At 61.6% G+C, this 17,865-nt stretch carries 18 protein-coding genes; 12 read left to right on the top strand and 6 right to left on the bottom strand.

Going from position 1 to position 17,865, the window contains the following annotated elements:
• The first annotated feature begins 194 nt into the window (after positions 1 to 194).
• The gene (gene cysS / locus CPter91_RS00315; RefSeq protein ID WP_061935439.1) at positions 195 to 1,574 is read left to right on the top strand and encodes a cysteine--tRNA ligase; all 1,380 of its coding nucleotides are present in this window, start codon (positions 195 to 197) and stop codon (positions 1,572 to 1,574) included.
• A 15-nt stretch (positions 1,575 to 1,589) separates the two neighbouring features.
• On the opposite strand, the gene aptA is transcribed toward cysS, so the two are convergent.
• Positions 1,590 to 2,918 (bottom strand): omega-aminotransferase AptA, encoded by a 1,329-nt coding sequence (aptA, locus tag CPter91_RS00320; RefSeq protein ID WP_470294982.1) that lies wholly within the window; start codon positions 2,916 to 2,918, stop codon positions 1,590 to 1,592.
• Between the two features lie 134 nt (positions 2,919 to 3,052).
• On the opposite strand from aptA, the gene CPter91_RS00325 reads away from it, so the two are divergent.
• Positions 3,053 to 4,480, top strand: coding sequence for an aminotransferase-like domain-containing protein (locus CPter91_RS00325; RefSeq protein WP_061935442.1), 1,428 nt, complete (start codon positions 3,053 to 3,055; stop codon positions 4,478 to 4,480).
• Positions 4,481 to 4,613: 133 nt separating this feature from the next.
• On the opposite strand, the gene CPter91_RS00330 is transcribed toward CPter91_RS00325, so the two are convergent.
• A complete protein-coding gene (locus tag CPter91_RS00330) occupies positions 4,614 to 5,033 on the bottom strand; it encodes a DUF4148 domain-containing protein (protein WP_061935444.1) in 420 nt (139 codons plus the stop codon).
• Between the two features lie 599 nt (positions 5,034 to 5,632).
• On the opposite strand from CPter91_RS00330, the gene CPter91_RS00335 reads away from it, so the two are divergent.
• The 5 genes from CPter91_RS00335 (at position 5,633) to CPter91_RS00355 (ending at position 11,144) form a co-directional block, all read left to right on the top strand.
• Positions 5,633 to 6,244 carry a TetR/AcrR family transcriptional regulator gene (locus CPter91_RS00335; RefSeq protein WP_061935447.1) on the top strand — a complete coding sequence of 204 codons (612 nt, stop codon included), beginning with the start codon at positions 5,633 to 5,635 and terminating at the stop codon, positions 6,242 to 6,244.
• Positions 6,245 to 6,610: 366 nt separating this feature from the next.
• Positions 6,611 to 7,822, top strand: coding sequence for a porin (locus tag CPter91_RS00340; RefSeq protein WP_061935450.1), 1,212 nt, complete (start codon positions 6,611 to 6,613; stop codon positions 7,820 to 7,822).
• A gap of 92 nt (positions 7,823 to 7,914) precedes the next feature.
• The gene (locus tag CPter91_RS00345; protein ID WP_061935454.1) at positions 7,915 to 9,330 is read left to right on the top strand and encodes a YfcC family protein; all 1,416 of its coding nucleotides are present in this window, start codon (positions 7,915 to 7,917) and stop codon (positions 9,328 to 9,330) included.
• Positions 9,331 to 9,358: 28 nt separating this feature from the next.
• On the top strand, positions 9,359 to 10,228 hold the full coding sequence (locus CPter91_RS00350) for an N-formylglutamate amidohydrolase (RefSeq protein ID WP_061935457.1): 870 nt from the start codon (positions 9,359 to 9,361) through the stop codon (positions 10,226 to 10,228).
• A gap of 154 nt (positions 10,229 to 10,382) precedes the next feature.
• Positions 10,383 to 11,144, top strand: coding sequence for an IclR family transcriptional regulator (locus CPter91_RS00355; protein ID WP_061935459.1), 762 nt, complete (start codon positions 10,383 to 10,385; stop codon positions 11,142 to 11,144).
• Positions 11,145 to 11,213: 69 nt separating this feature from the next.
• On the opposite strand, the gene CPter91_RS00360 is transcribed toward CPter91_RS00355, so the two are convergent.
• Positions 11,214 to 12,074, bottom strand: a complete 861-nt coding sequence (locus CPter91_RS00360) for a GNAT family N-acetyltransferase (RefSeq protein ID WP_061935461.1) — start codon at positions 12,072 to 12,074, stop codon at positions 11,214 to 11,216.
• Positions 12,075 to 12,090: 16 nt separating this feature from the next.
• Positions 12,091 to 12,984 carry a LysR family transcriptional regulator gene (locus tag CPter91_RS00365; protein WP_061935463.1) on the bottom strand — a complete coding sequence of 298 codons (894 nt, stop codon included), beginning with the start codon at positions 12,982 to 12,984 and terminating at the stop codon, positions 12,091 to 12,093.
• 97 nt (positions 12,985 to 13,081) lie between these two features.
• Between CPter91_RS00365 and CPter91_RS00370 the strand changes: the two genes are divergently transcribed.
• The 3 genes from CPter91_RS00370 (at position 13,082) to CPter91_RS00380 (ending at position 15,295) form a co-directional block, all read left to right on the top strand.
• Positions 13,082 to 14,092: an SDR family NAD(P)-dependent oxidoreductase gene (locus CPter91_RS00370; protein ID WP_061935465.1), complete on the top strand. Its 1,011-nt coding sequence runs from the start codon at positions 13,082 to 13,084 to the stop codon at positions 14,090 to 14,092.
• Between the two features lie 161 nt (positions 14,093 to 14,253).
• On the top strand, positions 14,254 to 14,787 hold the full coding sequence (locus tag CPter91_RS00375; protein ID WP_061945669.1) for a hypothetical protein: 534 nt from the start codon (positions 14,254 to 14,256) through the stop codon (positions 14,785 to 14,787).
• A 112-nt stretch (positions 14,788 to 14,899) separates the two neighbouring features.
• Complete coding sequence (locus tag CPter91_RS00380; RefSeq protein ID WP_061935467.1) at positions 14,900 to 15,295, top strand: hypothetical protein; 396 nt, start codon at positions 14,900 to 14,902, stop codon at positions 15,293 to 15,295.
• Positions 15,296 to 15,314: 19 nt separating this feature from the next.
• Here the strand turns inward: CPter91_RS00380 and CPter91_RS00385 are convergent, their stop codons facing one another.
• Positions 15,315 to 15,935 carry a TetR/AcrR family transcriptional regulator gene (locus CPter91_RS00385; RefSeq protein ID WP_061935469.1) on the bottom strand — a complete coding sequence of 207 codons (621 nt, stop codon included), beginning with the start codon at positions 15,933 to 15,935 and terminating at the stop codon, positions 15,315 to 15,317.
• 123 nt (positions 15,936 to 16,058) lie between these two features.
• Between CPter91_RS00385 and CPter91_RS00390 the strand changes: the two genes are divergently transcribed.
• Complete coding sequence (locus tag CPter91_RS00390; RefSeq protein ID WP_061935471.1) at positions 16,059 to 16,718, top strand: Rossmann-fold NAD(P)-binding domain-containing protein; 660 nt, start codon at positions 16,059 to 16,061, stop codon at positions 16,716 to 16,718.
• A 16-nt stretch (positions 16,719 to 16,734) separates the two neighbouring features.
• Here the strand turns inward: CPter91_RS00390 and CPter91_RS00395 are convergent, their stop codons facing one another.
• On the bottom strand, positions 16,735 to 17,358 hold the full coding sequence (locus CPter91_RS00395) for a glutathione S-transferase family protein (protein ID WP_061935474.1): 624 nt from the start codon (positions 17,356 to 17,358) through the stop codon (positions 16,735 to 16,737).
• 179 nt (positions 17,359 to 17,537) lie between these two features.
• On the opposite strand from CPter91_RS00395, the gene CPter91_RS00400 reads away from it, so the two are divergent.
• Positions 17,538 to 17,822 carry an HU family DNA-binding protein gene (locus CPter91_RS00400; RefSeq protein ID WP_061935477.1) on the top strand — a complete coding sequence of 95 codons (285 nt, stop codon included), beginning with the start codon at positions 17,538 to 17,540 and terminating at the stop codon, positions 17,820 to 17,822.
• Positions 17,823 to 17,865: the final 43 nt, after the last annotated feature.

Here is a 17,865-nt window from a genome sequence, read left to right on the forward strand (position 1 = left end):
CAGCGCCGCAAGTTAGTATAAGCCATGCTCAAGCAATCCATCACCTGCCCCTCTTCTCCAGTCTGCGCACGCTGTTGTCGCACGACGTCCCTGCATCACATCTGATTTGCATCTGATTTATATCTGACTTCGGTCTGATTTTTGCGCCCGCTTTCACCGGCGCGCCGTATCACTTTTCACTTTAAAAGAATTACATGGAACTCCATCTATACGATAGCTGGGAACGCCGCGTGCGCCGCTTCGACAGCATTCAGCCTGGTCGCGTCGGCATGTATTGCTGCGGCCCGACGGTCTACGACTACGCCCACATCGGCAATCTGCGCACCTACATTTTCGAGGACCTGCTGCGGCGCACGCTGGAATTCAACGGCTACCAGGTGCAGCACGTGATCAACATCACTGATGTCGGCCATCTGGTGTCGGACGGCGACGACGGTGAAGACAAGATGGAAAAAGGCAGCCGCCGCAGCGGCAAGAGCGCCTGGGACATCGCGCAATACTATAGCGCTGCCTTCATGGCGGATTTCCGCGCGCTCAATCTTTTGCAGCCGGCGGTCTGGTGCCGCGCCACCGAGTATCTGCCGGAGCAGATCGGTTTCATCGAGGAGCTGGAGCGGAAAGGCTATACCTACCGTACCGCCGACGGCATCTACTTCGACACCAGCAAGCAGGACGATTACGGCTATATGGCTAGGTTGGATCGCGACGCCTTGCAGGCTGGAGTGCGCGTCGCCATCGGAGAGAAGCGCAGCATCACCGATTTCGCCCTGTGGAAATTCAGCCCGCTGGAGACGCGCCGCCAGATGGAATGGGACAGTCCCTGGGGGCGCGGCTTTCCCGGCTGGCACATCGAGTGCTCGGCGATGTCGGCCGCTCATCTTGGCAGCTTGTTCGACATCCATTGCGGCGGCGAGGATCATATCGCCGTCCACCACAGCAACGAGATAGCGCAGACCCAGGCTTGCCACGGCACCCGCCTGGCGAATTACTGGATGCACGGCTATTTTTTGCAAGTCGACAGCAAGAAAATCTCCAAATCCGACGGTGATTTCCTGCGCCTGCAATCATTAAGCGAGCAGGGGTTTGATGCGTTGGCCTATCGTTATCTGTGCCTGGCCGCGCATTATCGCAGCCAGCTGGAATTCAGCTGGGAGGGTTTGCAGGCGGCTGCGACCGGCTTGCAGCGCCTGCGCGAGACTTATCACCGCTGGCCGGACGGCGGTGTAGCCGACGAGGCGTGGCTGCAAGGCTTCCGCGCCGCGATCAATAACGATCTTAATTCGGCGCGCGCGCTGGCGCTGGTGTGGGAGCTGGTGCGCAGCGACGGCGATGCCGCTGTCGGCAAGGCGACCTTGCGCGCCATCGATGCGGTGCTCGGGCTGGATCTGGACAACTGGCGTCCTGACAGTTATCAGGTGCCGGAGACGGTGTTGGCGTTGGCGCATCAGCGCCAGGCGGCGCGCGAGGAAAAGCAATGGCAGGAAGCGGATCGCCTGCGCCTGGAAATCAGGCGGCAGGGATTTCTGGTGGAGGACAGCGCCGCCGGTCCGCTGCTGAAGCCAGACCGGGGCTGATGCGGCGGTCGCTGCTTAGCTGGTTTCGTTCAGCGCCGCGCGCACTGTGCTGAAGATGCGCTCGATCTCTTCCGGCTGCACGATCAGCGGCGGCGAAAAGGCCAGGATGTCGCCGGTATAGCGCACCATCACGCCCTTTTCGTAGCACTTGCGGAAAACTTCGTAGGCGCGGGCGCCGACCGCGCCCGGCCGCGATTCCAGTTCGATGCCGGCCACCAGGCCGAGGTTGCGGATGTCCTTGACGTGCGGCGCCCCGGCCACGCCGTGCGCGGCCCGGCCGAACAGCGGTGACAACTCGCGCGCGCGCTCGAACAGGCGCTCGCTTTGATACAGGTCGATGGCGGCGATGGCGGCCGCGGCAGCCACCGGATGGGCGGAATAGGTATAACCGTGCATCAGCTCGATGCCGCCGACGGCGGTGGCTTGCACCACTGTATCGTGGATCTCGCGCCGGACCGCTACCGCGCCCATCGGAATCGCTGCATTGTTGATGCCCTTGGCGAGGGTGATCAGGTCGGGCGTCACCTTGAAGTACTCGGCCGCGGTGGCGGCGCCCAGGCGGCCGAAGCCGGTGATCACTTCATCGAAAATCAGCAGGATGCCGTGCTTGCTGCACAACGCGCGCAAGCGTTCCAGGTAGCCGACCGGCGGCACCAGCACGCCGGTGGAGCCGGCCAGCGGTTCGACGATGACGGCGGCGATGGTCGAGGCGTCGTGCAAAGTCACCAGGCGTTCCAGTTCATCGGCCAGGTGCGCGCCCCAGGTCGGCTGGCCATCGCTGAAACCGGCCTCGGCGATGTTCAGGGTGTGCGGAAGATGATCGACGCCAGGCATCAGGTTGCCGGAAAAAGCCTTGCGGTTGTTGCTGATGCCGCCCACCGAGATGCCGCCGAAGCCGACCCCGTGATAGCCACGCTCGCGGCCGATGAAGCGGGTGCGCTGGCCTTCGCCGCGGGCGCGGTGGTAAGCCAGGGCGATCTTCAGCGCGCTGTCGACTGCTTCCGAACCGGAATTGGTGAAAAAGATGCGGTCCAGCCCGGCCGGCATCAGCCCCGCCACTTTATCGGCTGCGGCGAACGCCAGCGGATGGCCCATCTGGAACGACGGCGCGTAATCCATGCTGCCGATCTGGCGCGTGACGGCGGCGGTAATCTCTTCGCGGCAATGGCCGGCGTTGACGCACCACAGGCCGGCGGTGGCGTCCAGCACCTGGCGGCCGTCGTCGGTCTGGTAATACATGCCCTTGGCCGACACGAACATCCGCGGCGCTTCCTTGAACTGGCGGTTGGCAGTGAATGGCATCCAGAATGCCGACAGGTCTTGATCCGATTGATGTGTGTTCACGGCGGGCAGCTTTACAGTGGTTGGCAATGCTGCCGATTATTGCAGTTACAATCAGGATTCATAGATACACTTCACACAAATCATTAAAAGTGTATTGTTGTGAATCACAGACTGTACTGAATACACATGACGCCATGACCCCTGATACTTTGCCGCTTCCTTTGCCGCTGGACCGCCAATCCGCCCTTGGCCTGGTCGAGCAGGTGGTCGCCGCCCTCGGCGCCCTGGTCGACAACGGCAGCCTGCGCCCCGGCGAACGGCTGCCGTCGATCCGCCAGTTCGCCCGCCGGCAAGGCGTCAGCAACGCCACCATCGTCGAAGCCTATGAACGGCTGGTGGCGAGCGGCACGCTGATCGCCCGCCGCGGTTCCGGCTTCTTCATCGCCAAGCGCGAAACGGCAGAGCGCAGCGGCCTGCCGGCGTTGCAGTCCAATCCGGTGATCGATGCGGCCTGGCTGTTTTCGGAAGTGTTTGCCGACGAACGGGTGCCGATCAAGGCCGGTTGCGGCTGGCTGCCCAGCAGCATGCTCGATGGCGAGGGTTTGCACGCGGCGGAACGGCGCATCCTGCGTTCGCCCGGGGCACAGCAGGTCGGCTACGGCCATCCCTTCGGCTACGCGCCGCTGCGGCAAACCATCGCCAAGTCCTTCGCCAACTGGTCGCTCGACGTCGCGCCACAGCAGGTGCTCACTACTCATGGCGTGACGCAGGCGCTGGACCTGATCATACGCACCCTGGTCAAGCCGGGCGATACGGTATTCATCGAAGAACCCGGCTACTGCAACCTGATCGCCATGCTGAGGCTGGCGGCGATCAATGTGGTCGGCGTGCCGCGCACCGTCAGCGGCGTTGATCTGGAAGCACTGGAACAGCTGGCCGCGCAGCACAAGCCGAAGATTTTCTTCACCAACCCAGTATTGCAGAACCCGACCGGCACCAGCTATACCCCGGCCTGCGCGATGCGCGTGCTGCAAGCCGCCGAGCGCCACGGCTTCTGGGTGGTGGAAGACGATCTGTACCGCGAACTGGCGCAGGCCACCGATCCGATGCTGGCGGCGCTCGACGGCTTGCAGCGCGTGATCTACGTCAGCGGCTTTTCCAAGACCATCGCACCGTCGCTGCGGCTGGGCTTCATCGTCTGCCAGGGCGAACTGGCGCAGGACCTGGCGCGCACCAAGATGATTTTGAGCCTGACGAATTCTGAAATTACCGAACGGCTGGTCTACAACGCCCTGACCGAAGGCCATCACCGCCGCCATGTCGAGCGCCTGGCCGGCACCCTGCTGAGTGCGCAGGCGCAAGTCAGCGCTCGGTTGGAAGACGTCGGCCTGCTGCCGTTCGGGCCGCTGCGCGGCGGCATGTTTTATTGGGCCAGGATGCAGAACAGCGCGCTGAACGCCACGGAAATTGCCGACCGCGCGCTGGTGCAAGGGATCTGGCTGGCGCCGGGGGAGTTTTTCCACGTAGCGCCGCCAGAGTATCCCTGGTTCCGCTTCAATGTCGCCTTTTCGGACTTGCCCAAGCTATCCGATTTCTTCCGCAAGCTAGCGGCAGCTGGATGATGCCGGCCAACGCCAGGAAGTTGGCCGGATTGCCGGGCTTTTCGGCGGTCGCCAATAAAAAACCCGCGCACTCGTCATGAGTGCGCGGGTTTTGTCATTTACCGCCGATTCCCGAAGGATCGATACCAGGCGATCAGTTGCCGTTATTGGCATCGACCGGATATTGACCGTTGGAGAAAACCAGCTGGCCGGAGCTGCGTGCGTCAGCCAATTCTTGCTGGACTTCAGCGCGGGTCTTGGTGGATGCAGTGGTGGCGATGCGGTTGGACTGTGGATATTGCGAACCGGCGAAATCGAGTTCACCGGCAGCGCGTGCCTGTGCCAATTCGGCCTGCACTTCAGCGCGGGTCTTGCCAGGAACGTTGCTTTGGCTGGCAGCAGGCAGGAACACAGGGTATTGCGAATTGGCGAAATTGAGCTCGCCGGCGGCGCGGGCGCGCACTAGTTCAGCGTGCACTTGGGCGCGAGTCAGTGGAGTGGCGTTGTCGGCTGCAAATGCAGGAGCGGAAACGATGGCGGTCAGTGCCAGTGCGGCGATCAGGTTGGTTTTCATGATGAGTGCTTTCTTTTTCGAGTTGATAACAAAGTGTCAAATACAGCGGCCATGCGGCGCATGGTCTGACGGGGCGGCAACTTTGCTGGACCGTCGGTGCTGGGCTGCTGGATGTGCATCTACCACTAGGTAGATAGCAGGAGGAAATAAAAAGCGCCTGTGCTACACGACGCTTCCTGAATCCACTTTTTCATCCCGCAGCCCGGGCACGTTGCCCGATCCAGTCCTGATATTGCCGTAGGAAAAAAATCTGGGTCGGATAAGGCTGTCACAACGTGTCTGCAACTACTGTAAGATGAATCATAGTTATCTACTGCTAGGTAGTCAAATAGTATTTGCTTATATAAATAAATCATTACCAGAATAGACACAAATGCGCAACAAAAAGAGGAATTCGAATATTTCTCTACCTTTCAGTAGATAACATATGATAGCATTCAGACAGAACGTCTTTATGATATTGATTGTTGCATTTCCTGCGTCGCTTGCCGTCGCAGGGATAAAAGACGTAGCATGGCGGAGGCCGGTTATTGCCGCCTGAAACTGTACAGTGCGCGTGCACTGCATTGCGCCTCTATCTCTTTATAGGTAACAAGATCATGAAAACCGTTTCCCCTGTACGCGAACAACTGCTGGAGCACACGCTGGTGCTGCTGGGCACGCGCGGCTATAACGGTTTCAGCTATCGCGACCTGGCCGAGCTGGTCGGCGTCAAGACTTCCAGCATCCACTATTATTTCCCGACCAAGGAAGACCTGGCGCTGGCCGCGGTACAAGCTTATGCCAGCAATATCGGCGACATCATGCGCGGCATGGATGTGAACGGGCCGCTGAAAGAACAGATCGAAAAATACCTGGCGCTGTGGCGCAAGAATCTCGGCACCAGCCGCGTCTGCCTGTGCGGCATGCTGGCTGCAGAAGCCACCAGCCTGCCGCAAAACGTGCTGACCGCCTTGCAGTCTTTCTACAGCATGCACGAAGCCTGGATCACCCAGCGCCTGGAGCGCGCGGTTGCTGAAAAAGGCGTGAAACTGCCGGCCGCGCCATCGGTTTACGCCATGACCATCTTGGGCGCGCTGCAGAGCGGCTTGATTTCCGCCCGTCTGTTTGGCAAGCCTTGCCGGCTCGATGCGGCATCGGCCATGTTGCGTTCCGCCATCGCCGCGGAAGGCGGCAAGCAAGCTGCGGAAGCTGACGCCGCGGTTTCCTGAGTCAAGCGATCTGACCCGGCGTTGTTGCAGGACGCCGACAGATTTGTGATTTCCTGCATGATCTCTGCTCGCGTCGCTACCCTATCCTGGCAGCGGCTTCTTCCCTCCTAAATCCCCTCCCAAAACACTTGCTGTCGATAGGTTCCCTGAACAGCAGGGTCCTTTAGCGCGCCCACATTTTCAGCATTAACGATTGACACGGAAAAATATCGCCCCTACCATTGTTTCATATATCAATACGTTGTTTTGTTAGATGAAACATAAGAGCGGCCGGAACCGGTCAGGCATTCCCAGGCAAAACAGGCCTGGAAATGACCGGACAGCCGAAGCCGCCATTGAATTTTTTTCAACCGGGAGGAGTGAGTCATGAAGAAGTCGTTAATTGCATTATCCGTTCTAGGCAGTTGCAGCTGTGCCGCGCAGGCGCAAACCAATGTTACCGTGTACGGCCTGCTGGATTTGGGCGTCACTTATGTCAACAAGATCGCAGCGCCAAGCGCCGCGGATGCGCGCGGCACCGGCAGCCGCTTCAGCGTCGATTCCGGCGATCTGCAGCAATCGCGTTTCGGCTTCAAGGGAACGGAAGACCTGGGCGGCGGCATGAAAGCCCTGTTTCACCTGGAGGGCGGCTTTGCGGTCGATACCGGCGCTTCCGGCCAGGGCGGACTGACATTCGGCCGCACCTCGGTGGTGGGCTTGTCGGGCAATTTCGGCACCGTGCAACTGGGCCGGCGCAAGGACTTCATCGATGAAGTGGCTACTTACTACTCCAGCGTGTACGACTTCGGCGTGTTCATCAACGGCGTGCACGACAACAACCTGGACCGGGTCGGCGGCAATCGCGCCAACAACCAGATCCGCTACGACACGCCGCTCATGAACGGGCTGGTGCTGAACGCCACCTACGGCTTCGGCGAAACCGCCGGTTCCACTTCCACCGGCCAATCGATCGGCCTGGGGGCGAATTACGCGAACGGCCCGTTCGGCATCGGCTTCGGCTACTGGCAATCCAAGCTCGGCACCTTGTCCGGCGGCGTCAATACTTCCAGCGACCAAGGCGTGACGCTGGGCGCCGGTTGCACGCCAAGCTACGGCCACCCAGGAGATACCTGCATCAAGACCTGGATGCTGGGTTCCAGCTACAAGACGGGGCCGTGGCGTTTATTCGGCGCCTGGTCGAAAGTGCTGCAGCCGTTGGCCACCTATGGCGGCAACACTGCCCCGCTGGCGGTCAAATTCAGCGGCAGCGCGGGCTCGTCGCCCTTCACCGCCGGCGGCTCCAACAACAACAGCACCAATGTGTTCGACCTAGGCGTCAACTACGCCCTGTCGGACAGCCTGCGCCTGGTCGGCAGCGTGCTGCAATCGCGCTACAGCTTTGTCGGCAGCAGCACCAAGGGCCGCCTGACGCAGCTTAACCTTGGCGTCGACTATAGCTTCTCCAAGCGCACCGATCTCTACAGCTATGTGGCGGACCTGCGCGCCGCCGACATGTACAGCCCGGGCGTCACTGGCGGCGCGCCTGGCGCCGATAATGCGCAAATCGCCTTCACGGTCGGTCTGCGCCACAAGTTCTAAGGCGGCATAGTGGCGGGAGCGGAAAGGCGATAAGCTGTTCCGGTCCCGCTCTTGTAACACATCATTCGGCAACCCGGCCGACGGAGATCAGTATGGCAAGCAGCATCGAAAGCGAAAAACAGGACGCGCACGGCAAAAGCCGCATGCTGCATCCGGTGGCGATGATGCTGCTGATCATGCTGGTGGCGGTCGGCCTGACTTATCTCCTGGATTCGGGACAGTTCCAGCGCCAGGCCAAGCTGGTGGTGCCCGGCACCTACCAGCTGATCGCCAAGCAGCGCGACCTGACATCGTTGCTGGCCGCCAGCCCAGCCGCCAGCAACACCCAGCAAGCCTATCCCGCCAGCCTGTTTTCGGCGATGGCGGCGATTCCGGCCGGCCTTGCCAAGAGCGCGCCGCTGATTTTCATGATCATGTTCATCGGCGGCATGTTCGGCGTACTGCGCAAAAGCGGCGCGCTGGATGCCGGCATCGACCGCCTGCTGGCGCGCACCGGCGGCAATGTCTATTTGCTGACGCCGGTACTGATGATCGCCATCGCTGCCGGCAGCACGTTTCTCGGACTGATTTCGGAATACCTGGTGATCATCCCGATGATGCTGATCCTGGCGCAACGGCTCAGCCTGGGGCCGCTGTACGCCACCGCGCTGGTGGCGATCGCGGCCAAGGTCGGCTACCTGGCGTCGGTCACCAATCCGCTGGCGCTGGTGATCGCACAGCCTATCGTGCAGGTCCCACTATTGAGCGGCGCCGGTTTGCGGCTGGCGGTGTTCGTGCTATTCCTGGCGATCGGCATCGCCTATCTTCTGTATTACGTCAAGCGCCAGGGCTATAGCGTGCCGGCCGCGCTCGATCACACCCAGCGGCTGTCGCTGTCGCACCGTTTCGTGCTGACGGTGGTGGGCGTCAGCGTGATTGCGCTGGTGGTCGGCACCAGCGTCTGGAAATGGGGCGATATTCAGCTCGGCACTTGCTACATCTTTGAAGGCATCATCATCGCCATCGCCGCCGGCATGTCGGTGCGCACCGCCTGCGACGCTTTTGTCGAAGGCATGAAGGGCATGATGCTGGCGGGTTTGCTGATCGGCCTGGCCAAGGCGATTGAAATCATACTGCATGACAGTCTGGTGCTGGACACCGTGATCTATCACCTGGCGGCCATCGTCGAAGGACGCGGCCGGCTGTTTGCGGCGGAAGGCATGATCCTGGTGCAGATGCTGCTCGATGTGCTGATTCCCTCGACCTCCGGCAAGGCCGCCATCAGCATGCCGATTCTCGGTCCGATCGGCCATCTGTCCGGCGTCAGCGGCCAGAGCGTGGTGCTGGCTTTCCTGTTCGGCAACGGCCTGACCAATATGGTGACGCCGACTTCCGGCATGCTGCTGGCTTACCTGGCGACCGGCAAGGTCGGCTATGGCGCCTGGCTGCGTTTCATCCTGCCGCTGTTCGCCGTCTTCACGCTGCTGGCGATGGCCTTCATGGCGTTTGCGGTTTATAGCGGCTATTGAGCCGTAGTTTTTAGAGTAAGGCACGATCATGCAAGACACGTATTTCCTCATCCGGCCGGAGCACAGCAAACAGATTCCGCTGATCTTCGATTCGCCGCACAGCAGCCGATTCTGTCCGCTCGACATGCGCGCCAGCGCGCCGCAAGAAGCCCTGATGTCAGGCTGGGACGCCTATGTCGACGAACTCTGGAGCGGTGCGCCGCAATCCGGCGCCACATTGCTGGCGGCCGGCGTGCACCGCAGCTACATCGATTTCAACCGCGCCCGCGGCGACATCGATCCGGAACTGCTGGAGCAGCCCTGGCCGCAGCCTATCCAGGTGTCTGAAAAAAGCAAGGCCGGGATGGGGCTGATCCGCCGCTATGCCTTGCCCGGCGTGCCGATGTATGAGCGCAAGCTGAGCGTGGCCGAGGTGCAGCAGCGCATCGAACATTATTATGATCCCTACCATGTGCAGCTGAAGCAGTTGATCGACAACGCCCACGCGCGTTATGGCCAGGTCTGGCATATCGATTGCCATTCCATGAAGTCGGTCGGCAACGCCATGAATATCGACAACGGCGCGCGCCGCCCGGATTTCGTGCTGGGCGACCGCGACGGCAGCGCCGCCAATCCGGCCTTTACGCAATGGGTGGCGCAGCAGCTGCAGGCGCTGGGCTATATAGTCAAGATCAACGATCCCTATCGCGGCGCCGAACTGGTGCGCGCCTACGGCGATCCACAGCACGGCCGCAACAGCATGCAGATAGAAATCAACCGCGCGCTGTACATGAACGAGCAAAGCCTGGAGCGCAGCGCCGGCTTCGTACAGCTGCAGAACCATCTCACCCAACTCGCGGAAGCCATGTCGAGGTATATTAGTGCCCTGAATCAGAAATTCGTTGAAGAAAAGCGATGAAATCGCTGTCATGCGTCGTTGCAAATACTCGCAAGGGACCACACCCTTGCTCCGTTTTGCGTCTAGCCTGACAGCGATTTCATCACTTTTCTCACTCAACGAACTTCTGACCCAGGACACTAGCGAAAAACTAATCTGATCAGAAGCAGGAAGCATGGCCGACTATACCGTTGCCGCAGTAGATGAAGCACTGGCGCTGCTGTTGCTGGTGGCGCAAAGCCCGGGACTCGGGGTGACCGAGCTCTCGGTCCGCTCCGGCAATACCAAGGCGCGTACCTTCCGCCTGCTGTATACGCTGGAACAGCGCGGGCTGCTGCATCGCGCAGGCGATACGCCGACTTACCACTTGGGCTACAAGGCGCTGTATCTGGGCGTCGCCGCCCAGGAACAGGTCAGCCTGGTGCGGGTGGCGCGCAGCCATCTGCGCGATATCGGCGGCATCTGTAATGAAAACGTCCAGGTGCGGGTGCGCGACGGCCTGGAAATGGTGTGCGTGGCGCGCTGGGAATCGACCCAGGCGATCCGGGTCCATACCGATGTCGGCAATCGCCGGCCGCTGTATGCCGGCGCCTCCGGCAAGGTGCTGCTGGCGCACGCGCCGCAGGCGGTGCAAGATGCAGTGCTGGCCGGTGCGCTGACCCGCTTTACCGACAACACCATCGTCGACCGCCACGCCCTGGAACAAGAACTGCAGCAGGTGCTGGCGCAGGGCTACGCGGTGTCTTTCGCCGAACGTTCCAGCGGCGCGGTGGCGATCGCCGCCCCCATCATGGATGCCGACGGCGCAGTGATCGCCTCGCTCAGCGTCGCCGGCCCGGCCAGCCGCATCAACGCCGACAACCTGCAAGGCTTCATCGACCTGGTGGTGCAGCGCGCGCGCGACCTGTCGCTGGGCTTGGGATACGCTTACCGCTAGAGCGCGCTTCATGGTCAACATCCTCGCTGGCAGGCACAATCCTCTCAAGCCGGCCGTAGCAAGCGAGGATCACAAGCGCAGTTCGTAGACGGTCCAGCGCGGCGCATATTCGGTGAAGCCGAGCTTCTCATGCAGCCGCATCGACGCTGCATTGCCGGCGGCGACCAGCGCCCGGATTTCGGTTTCGCCCTGGCCAGCCAGCTGTGCTGCGGCCAGCTGATACAGCTGCTCGGCCAGTCCCCTGCCGCGCCAGCCATGGCGTACGCCGACGCCTTCGACGCTGCAGCCGTCGACCAGCGCGAAGGCTTGATACTCGCCGCTTGCATCCGCCAGCACCAGGCTGGCTTGCGGGTTTGCCGCCAGCCATTCTTCGCGCAAGGCGGCGACTGCGGGAATCGGCGAATTCGGCACGTGGGCAAACGTCTCCGCATAACAGGCGTGCAGCCTGTCCCAGTCGATGGCGCCGCTGTCCACTGCATGCAAGCCTGCCGCCAAGCCAGGCGCGGCGGCCAACGGCAAGGCGTGGGAAAAATTCACAAACTCGAACAAGGCGCTGAACCCGGCCTGCTGCAAGCCTTCGCGCTTGGCGTTTTCACCGGCCCGCACACTGATGCGCAGCCTTTGCGCGCCGGCCGCGCGGACTTCTTCGCTGACGACGCCGATCAAGGCCGTGGCGACCTCGACATCAGCCGCAATCAGGGGCGAGCCATAGGCGCAGCCGTCTTCAGCGATGCCGAGTGTGATCCAACCCACGCATCCCGCCACCTGTTCGGCGCGCCAGATCATGACCGCGTTCTGGCCGTGCGCACGGCCAGGACTCTGCAAGTCATGGGCTAGCGTGTGCACCAGGTGCGGCGCCAGCTGCCGGTTCCAGAGGTCTTGCAGCAGGGGTAGCGCGGCGGGCAGCAAAGGGGTGATGTGCAGGGACATGATGGTCGGCTTGTGGTCAGGTGGCTTGTGCAATATAGCTGGAAACGCCGGCCACCAGGGCATCGAAGGCGATCCGGCAGCGTTCGCTGGAGCGCAGGTCCTCGTGCATGACGATCCAGGTTTCCAGCTCGCTCGTGACGGCGCCGGCCAGCACCGGCTGCAAATCAGGATTGTGGCGCGCCAGCGGCGTCTGGCACATGCCGATGCCGTAGCCGGCGCGGATCGCCGCCAGCTGCGCCAGCTGATTGTCGGTGCATAGCGAGAACATCTCGCGCGAGAGCTGCAGGCCGCGCTTTTGCATGGCGCGGATGTAGCTGGTTTCCTGGTCGAAGCCGATCAGGGCATGCTGTTTGAGTTCGCCGACGTTGGCCGGCATGCCGGCCTGTTCCAGGTAGCGGCGGTGCGCAAACAGGCCGAGCGGAATCGCACCGACCTTGCGCGCCACCAGCGCGCCCTGGCTCGGCTGCACCATGCGCACGGCGATGTCGGCGTCGCGCTGCAGCAGGTCCTGGGTGCGGTTCGACAGCACTAGTTCAATGCTGATGTCGGGACGCGCTTCGCGCAGAGCGGTCAGGATAGGCGGCAAGACTTCGGCGCCGACCACGTCCGACACCGTGATGCGCACCGTGCCGCGCTGGCTGGCGGCGGTCGAGGCGCGCCGCAGCGCATTGGCGGTGACGCGCAGATTATCGGCGAAGGGGCGCAGGCTGAGGGCGATGTCGGTCGGCGCCAGCCCGGTTTGCGAACGGATGAACAGCTTGACCCCGAGCGCCTGCTCCAGTGCTTCGATCTGGCGGCCGACGGTGGGCTGGGTCAAACCCAGGCTGCGGGCGCCGCCGGACAGCGAGCCTTCTTCCAGCACGGCCAGGAATGCACGGTACAGATCCCATCCGGGTTCTTGGGTAGTCATACAAATATGTATAGCCGATATGTTCAGATAGCCAATTTTAAACTAATCTCGCCGCTGTTACGCTGTACTCCTGTTTTCTTAATCCAAGGAGATCATCATGCAACAGCCAACTTCAGTAAATCCAGCAACATCAGCAACTCCGCCAGCATCACGCAAGATCGCGCTGGTCCTCGGCGCCACCGGCGGCATCGGCAACGCCATGGCGCAAAAGCTGCTGCAGCGCGGCTGGGAGGTGCGCGCGCTGCACCGGCGCGCCGCCCAGACGGCCGCCGCCGACAGCAGCGGCATCGACTGGCGCCAGGGCGACGCCATGCAGCAGGCCGATGTCGCCGCCGCCGCCGAGGGCGCCGCCATCATCGTCCACGCCGTCAACCCGCCGGGCTACCGCAACTGGGGCCAGCTGGTGCTGCCGATGATAGATAACAGCATTGCCGCCGCCCGTGTCAGCGGCGCGCGCATCATCCTGCCCGGCACCGTCTACAACTACGGCGCCGACGCCTTTCCCGATCTGAGCGAGAGCTCGCCGCAAAATCCGGTCACCCGCAAAGGGGCGATCCGGGTCCAGATGGAACAGCGGCTGCGCAGCGCGGCGCAAGCCGGCGTGCGCTCCCTGGTGGTGCGCGCCGGCGATTTTTTCGGACCGCACATGGCCAATGCCTGGCTTTCGCAAGGCATGCTGAAGCCGGGCCAGCCGGTGACCGCGGTAACCTATCCCGGCAAGCGCGGCATCGGCCATCAATGGGCCTATCTGCCTGATGTGGCGGAAACCATGATGCAGCTGGTCGAGCGTGAAGAAGCCCTGGCCGCCTTCGATACCTTCCACATGCAGGGCCACTGGGATGCCGACGGCACGCGGATGGTAGGCGCCATCGGCCGTGCCGCCGGCCGCGCGGACCTGAAAGTGAAGAGTTTCCCCTGGTGGCTGCTGCCGGCGCTGGCGCCCTTCGTGCCAGTGATGCGCGAAATGCGCGAAATGGCTTATCTGTGGCGCCAGCCCCTGCGCATGAACAATCGGCGCCTGCTCAAGGTACTGGGCAGCGAACCCCATACCGGCTGGGACCAGGCGATGCACAGCACGCTGGCGGGCATGGGTTGCATCAAGGAATGATCCGCGAGCAACATTATATTTTGCGGTAACTGGTTCCGGGGAATTCATGTCGGGGGATAATGCGTCTTGAACTTGATTCACAAACGGCCGCCGCCGCACTGCGCGCCTTCTTTCGGGAGGCGGGCAGCGGGGGCGGCCATCAATATTGGAAGCAACGCATTTTGAACACGACAAGAACCAAGCGCTGGAGCGGCAAGATGGATTCCCTGACAACTGACTATCTGAAAGATGTCATGGGCAAGATGGAAGTGTACGGCGACCGCGTACAGTTTGGACTGAGCAGCCCGGGGCCGCGCCCGTATTATCAGTTGACTAACAGCTCCGACAAGAAAATGGCCTTCGACGGTAATAACCATCTGCTGCACCCGAAGGAAGATGAATTCGTCGGCGTCAACAGCACGCCGGTCTTTTCGCTGGAACAGATCAAGGCCGCGATCGCCGCCGGCGGTTTCCGCTCCACCAGCAGCAGTTCCCGCAGTGCCGGCGGCACTACCCGCAGCAGTAGTCCGCGCGCCGGTTCGGTGGCGATGAAAGCCAAGGACCTGATTGACGCCGCAAGGTATGAGTATTTCAGGAGTAACCGCCAGATCATGCCGGACGGCATAGGCGAACATTCGGCGGAAATCACCGAGCTGATGCTCAAGGGAAGCTCAGCCGCGGACGCCTTCGGCGAAGTCATCAAGCGTCATTTCTGATGCGTTTGCTGCGGCCTTGCAGCGCGCCGGGCCGCACTATCTTGCTGTACATATTCGCCGCCGCATGGCTGGCATAATGACCGGATCGCAATTCCCTTCAAAGGAAGCAGACATGATCAGGGCAATCATCTTCACCATCGCCTTCACCACCATTGCGCTACCCGCCCGGGCCAACTGCGCGGTCGCCGATGCGCTGATCAGCCATTACGGCATTTCCTTCTCCGGTTTCACCCTAACCCTGCCGCGCGTCAGCCTGCCGGCAGAACAGCAAAGCCGGCCGCAAGCCTTGCTGACATTGGAGCTGCCCAACCGGAACGGTCACGTCAGCGACGGCTTTTCTCATACTGCCTTGATCAATACCGAGCAGAAGCGAGTCTGGATCTTGCGTACCGGCGGCTTCGCCGGGGTCTACCAGTGGTATGGTCCGGTGGCGTTGCCGGCCGTGGATTTCGCCGGCTGCAAAACCGAAGCGGGCGGCATGCCGCAGCCGGCCGGGGGCGCCGGCTGAAGCAGGATTGCCGAGGATGTCAGCGTTCGGCCCGCAGCTGGTAGTAGGCCAGGAACATGTCTACTGCCGAATCCACCACCTCTTGCTGCATCTCGGCGCTCAGCGGCGGCTGGCCCAAGGTAATCTGCGGCCAGAACGCAAAAGTTTTCAGCAGGCTCTGCAGCTGATGCGCGGCGAATGCCGGATCGACGGCTTTCAGCCGGCCGTCAGCCTGCGCCGCGACGATCCAGGTGTTGACGCCTTCTTCCCGCTGGCCCATCCTCGCCAACATGTCCTGGGTCCGTTCCGGCGAATGGATGGCGGCCGCAATGGCGACCCGCGCCAGGTCGAGGAAGTTGCTGTCGTTGAGCATGCGCATCTTCGATTGCAGCAGTTCGCGCAGCTGCCCGCGCAGGGGTTTGGCGGGGCGATAGCTGAGAGCGCTTTGCTCCTCGCTGGTCTGCCACAGCCGGGTCAGGATTTCCGCAAACAGTTCTTCCTTGCCGGGGAAATGGTTGTAGACCGTGCGCTTGGAGACTTCGGCGCGGGCAGCGATCTTGTCCATGCTGGTGGTTTCGAAGCCGTTGCTGCGGAATTCGGCGATAGCCGCCTGGACGATGGCTTCGCGCTTGCGGTCGGTGAGACGCGGAACAGTGCTCATGTTGTATCTCGGGAGGGGGGATTTTGAATTGTACACCAATCAGTTTACTTTTTAAAAAATAGAAACTACACTGCATGGTGTAATTATTTGCCGAACATGCGGCTATCGAGAACGGGACAGGCAATGAAAGTAATACTGTTTGGCGCCAGCGGCATGGTCGGGCAAGGCGTGCTGCGCGAGTGCCTGCTGGATGACGGCATCGCAGAAATCCTGGTGGTCGGCCGCGCGCCGCTGGCCATTGCCAGCGACAAGCTGCGCCAGATCGTGCTGCCCGATCTCAACCGCCTGGCCGAGCATGCCGGCGCCTTGCAGGATATCGACGCCTGCTTCCTTTGCCTCGGCGTATCGTCCGCCGGCATGACTGAAGCGCGCTACAGCGCGCTGACCTACGATCTCACGCTGACCATCGCCAGCACAGTGGCGGCCGCCAGCCCAGGCCTGACGCTGACGTATGTATCCGGCGCCGGCACCGATTCCAGCGAACACGGCAGCAGCATTTGGGCGCGGGTCAAGGGGCGCACCGAAAACGCCTTGCTGCGTTTGCCGGTCAAGGCCGCCTTCATGTTCCGTCCGGGCGTGATCCAGCCGTTGCACGGGGTGGTCTCCAAGACCCGTTCCTACCGCCTGCTCTACCTGTTCGCCGGGCCGTTGCTGCCGCTGCTGAAGCGGCTCTTCCCCAGGCACATCACCAGCACCGAGCAGATCGGCCGCGCCATGATCAGGCTGGCGCGCCAGGGCGGTCCCAGGCAAGTGCTGGAAGCCGCCGACATCAACGCCCTGTAGAACTTCTGCTGCCAGCTCAAGGCAGGCCGTTACGGCCATGCCGCAAAAAGCCGGGACGCAGGCTGAGTCGTTCAAAATAGGCGCTCACAGCCGGGTAATCGGCATGCTGCATGGGCGTCATCAGCCAGCGGTTGACCGACAGGCCGAGCGGCACATCGGCCAGCGTGAAGCGGTCGCCCAGCACGTAGGCGCTGGTAGCCGCCAGCTGTTGTTCCAGGATGCCGATGTGGCGTGACCAGCTGGCCAGCGAAGCCGCCAGCGCCGCGGCATCGTTGTAATCGGGATTTTTGCGGACCAGCGCCACGAACGCGTAGCGCCAGGAATTGTTCAGTTCGGTCGCCTGCCAGTCCATCCATTGCTCAACCCGGGCCCGCTCGCGCGGCGCCGCCGGCAGCAGTCGGCCATCGCCATAGGCCGTTGCCAGGTAGCGGATGATGGCATTCGATTCCCACAAAACGAAATCGCCGTCGCGGATGACCGGCACCATGGCGTTCGGATTCAAGGCCAGGTAATCGGAGCTGTCGGTGGCGCGAAAGCCGCTGCCCCAGTCCTCCCGTTCAAACGGCAAGCCCAGTTCATCGCAGGTCCAGAGCACTTTGCGGACGTTGATGGACGATGCTTTTCCAAGAATTTTCAGCATGAGAGCTCTCTTTTTTTGTCGCAAATACGGATTTTTGTGCTACAGATATATACCGCTGCACGCGGAATTTTAAAAGCAATTTGTCTGAAACCCGCGATTGCGGTAGTCTACATCGCCGATTCCAAGCAAATACGGTGCTAGAATTTGCAACTCACCACTTTTTTTGAGGATTTAACGAAATGAACAAAACCGAATTGATCGACGCCATTGCTACCGACTGCGAAATCTCGAAGGCCGCTGCACAGCGCGCACTGGAGTCCGTCGTGGACAATGTGATCAAGGCTGTTACCAAAGGCAGTACTGTTCAATTGATTGGATTTGGTTCGTTCTCTTCCGGTAAGCGCGCCGCTCGTGTCGGCCGCAACCCACGTACCGGCGAAGCAATCAAGATCGCTGCTGCCAAGACTGTGAAATTCACAGCTGGTAAAGCATTCAAAGATGCTGTGAACAAGAAGAAGAAATAATGTAACAATCGTCATTCAGCCCGGCTGAGTGCCAGCCCCTTGA

This window comes from Collimonas pratensis, assembly GCF_001584185.1.
In the GTDB taxonomy this organism is placed as follows: domain Bacteria; phylum Pseudomonadota; class Gammaproteobacteria; order Burkholderiales; family Burkholderiaceae_D; genus Collimonas; species Collimonas pratensis.

Bases quoted from the DNA above. Each gene is read 5' to 3' on its own strand.
- CPter91_RS00400 (WP_061935477.1), top strand. From the start codon at position 17,538: ATGAACAAAACCGAATTGATCGACGCCATTGCTACCGACTGCGAAATC.
- CPter91_RS00340 (WP_061935450.1), top strand. From the start codon at position 6,611: ATGAAGAAGTCGTTAATTGCATTATCCGTTCTAGGCAGTTGCAGCTGT.
- CPter91_RS00395 (WP_061935474.1), bottom strand. From the start codon at position 17,358: ATGCTGAAAATTCTTGGAAAAGCATCGTCCATCAACGTCCGCAAAGTG.
- CPter91_RS00330 (WP_061935444.1), bottom strand. From the start codon at position 5,033: ATGAAAACCAACCTGATCGCCGCACTGGCACTGACCGCCATCGTTTCC.
- cysS (WP_061935439.1), top strand. From the start codon at position 195: ATGGAACTCCATCTATACGATAGCTGGGAACGCCGCGTGCGCCGCTTC.
- CPter91_RS00355 (WP_061935459.1), top strand. From the start codon at position 10,383: ATGGCCGACTATACCGTTGCCGCAGTAGATGAAGCACTGGCGCTGCTG.
- CPter91_RS00365 (WP_061935463.1), bottom strand. From the start codon at position 12,984: ATGACTACCCAAGAACCCGGATGGGATCTGTACCGTGCATTCCTGGCC.
- CPter91_RS00385 (WP_061935469.1), bottom strand. From the start codon at position 15,935: ATGAGCACTGTTCCGCGTCTCACCGACCGCAAGCGCGAAGCCATCGTC.
- CPter91_RS00380 (WP_061935467.1), top strand. From the start codon at position 14,900: ATGATCAGGGCAATCATCTTCACCATCGCCTTCACCACCATTGCGCTA.
- CPter91_RS00350 (WP_061935457.1), top strand. From the start codon at position 9,359: ATGCAAGACACGTATTTCCTCATCCGGCCGGAGCACAGCAAACAGATT.
- CPter91_RS00390 (WP_061935471.1), top strand. From the start codon at position 16,059: ATGAAAGTAATACTGTTTGGCGCCAGCGGCATGGTCGGGCAAGGCGTG.
- CPter91_RS00360 (WP_061935461.1), bottom strand. From the start codon at position 12,074: ATGTCCCTGCACATCACCCCTTTGCTGCCCGCCGCGCTACCCCTGCTG.
- CPter91_RS00370 (WP_061935465.1), top strand. From the start codon at position 13,082: ATGCAACAGCCAACTTCAGTAAATCCAGCAACATCAGCAACTCCGCCA.
- CPter91_RS00345 (WP_061935454.1), top strand. From the start codon at position 7,915: ATGGCAAGCAGCATCGAAAGCGAAAAACAGGACGCGCACGGCAAAAGC.
- CPter91_RS00325 (WP_061935442.1), top strand. From the start codon at position 3,053: ATGACCCCTGATACTTTGCCGCTTCCTTTGCCGCTGGACCGCCAATCC.
- CPter91_RS00335 (WP_061935447.1), top strand. From the start codon at position 5,633: ATGAAAACCGTTTCCCCTGTACGCGAACAACTGCTGGAGCACACGCTG.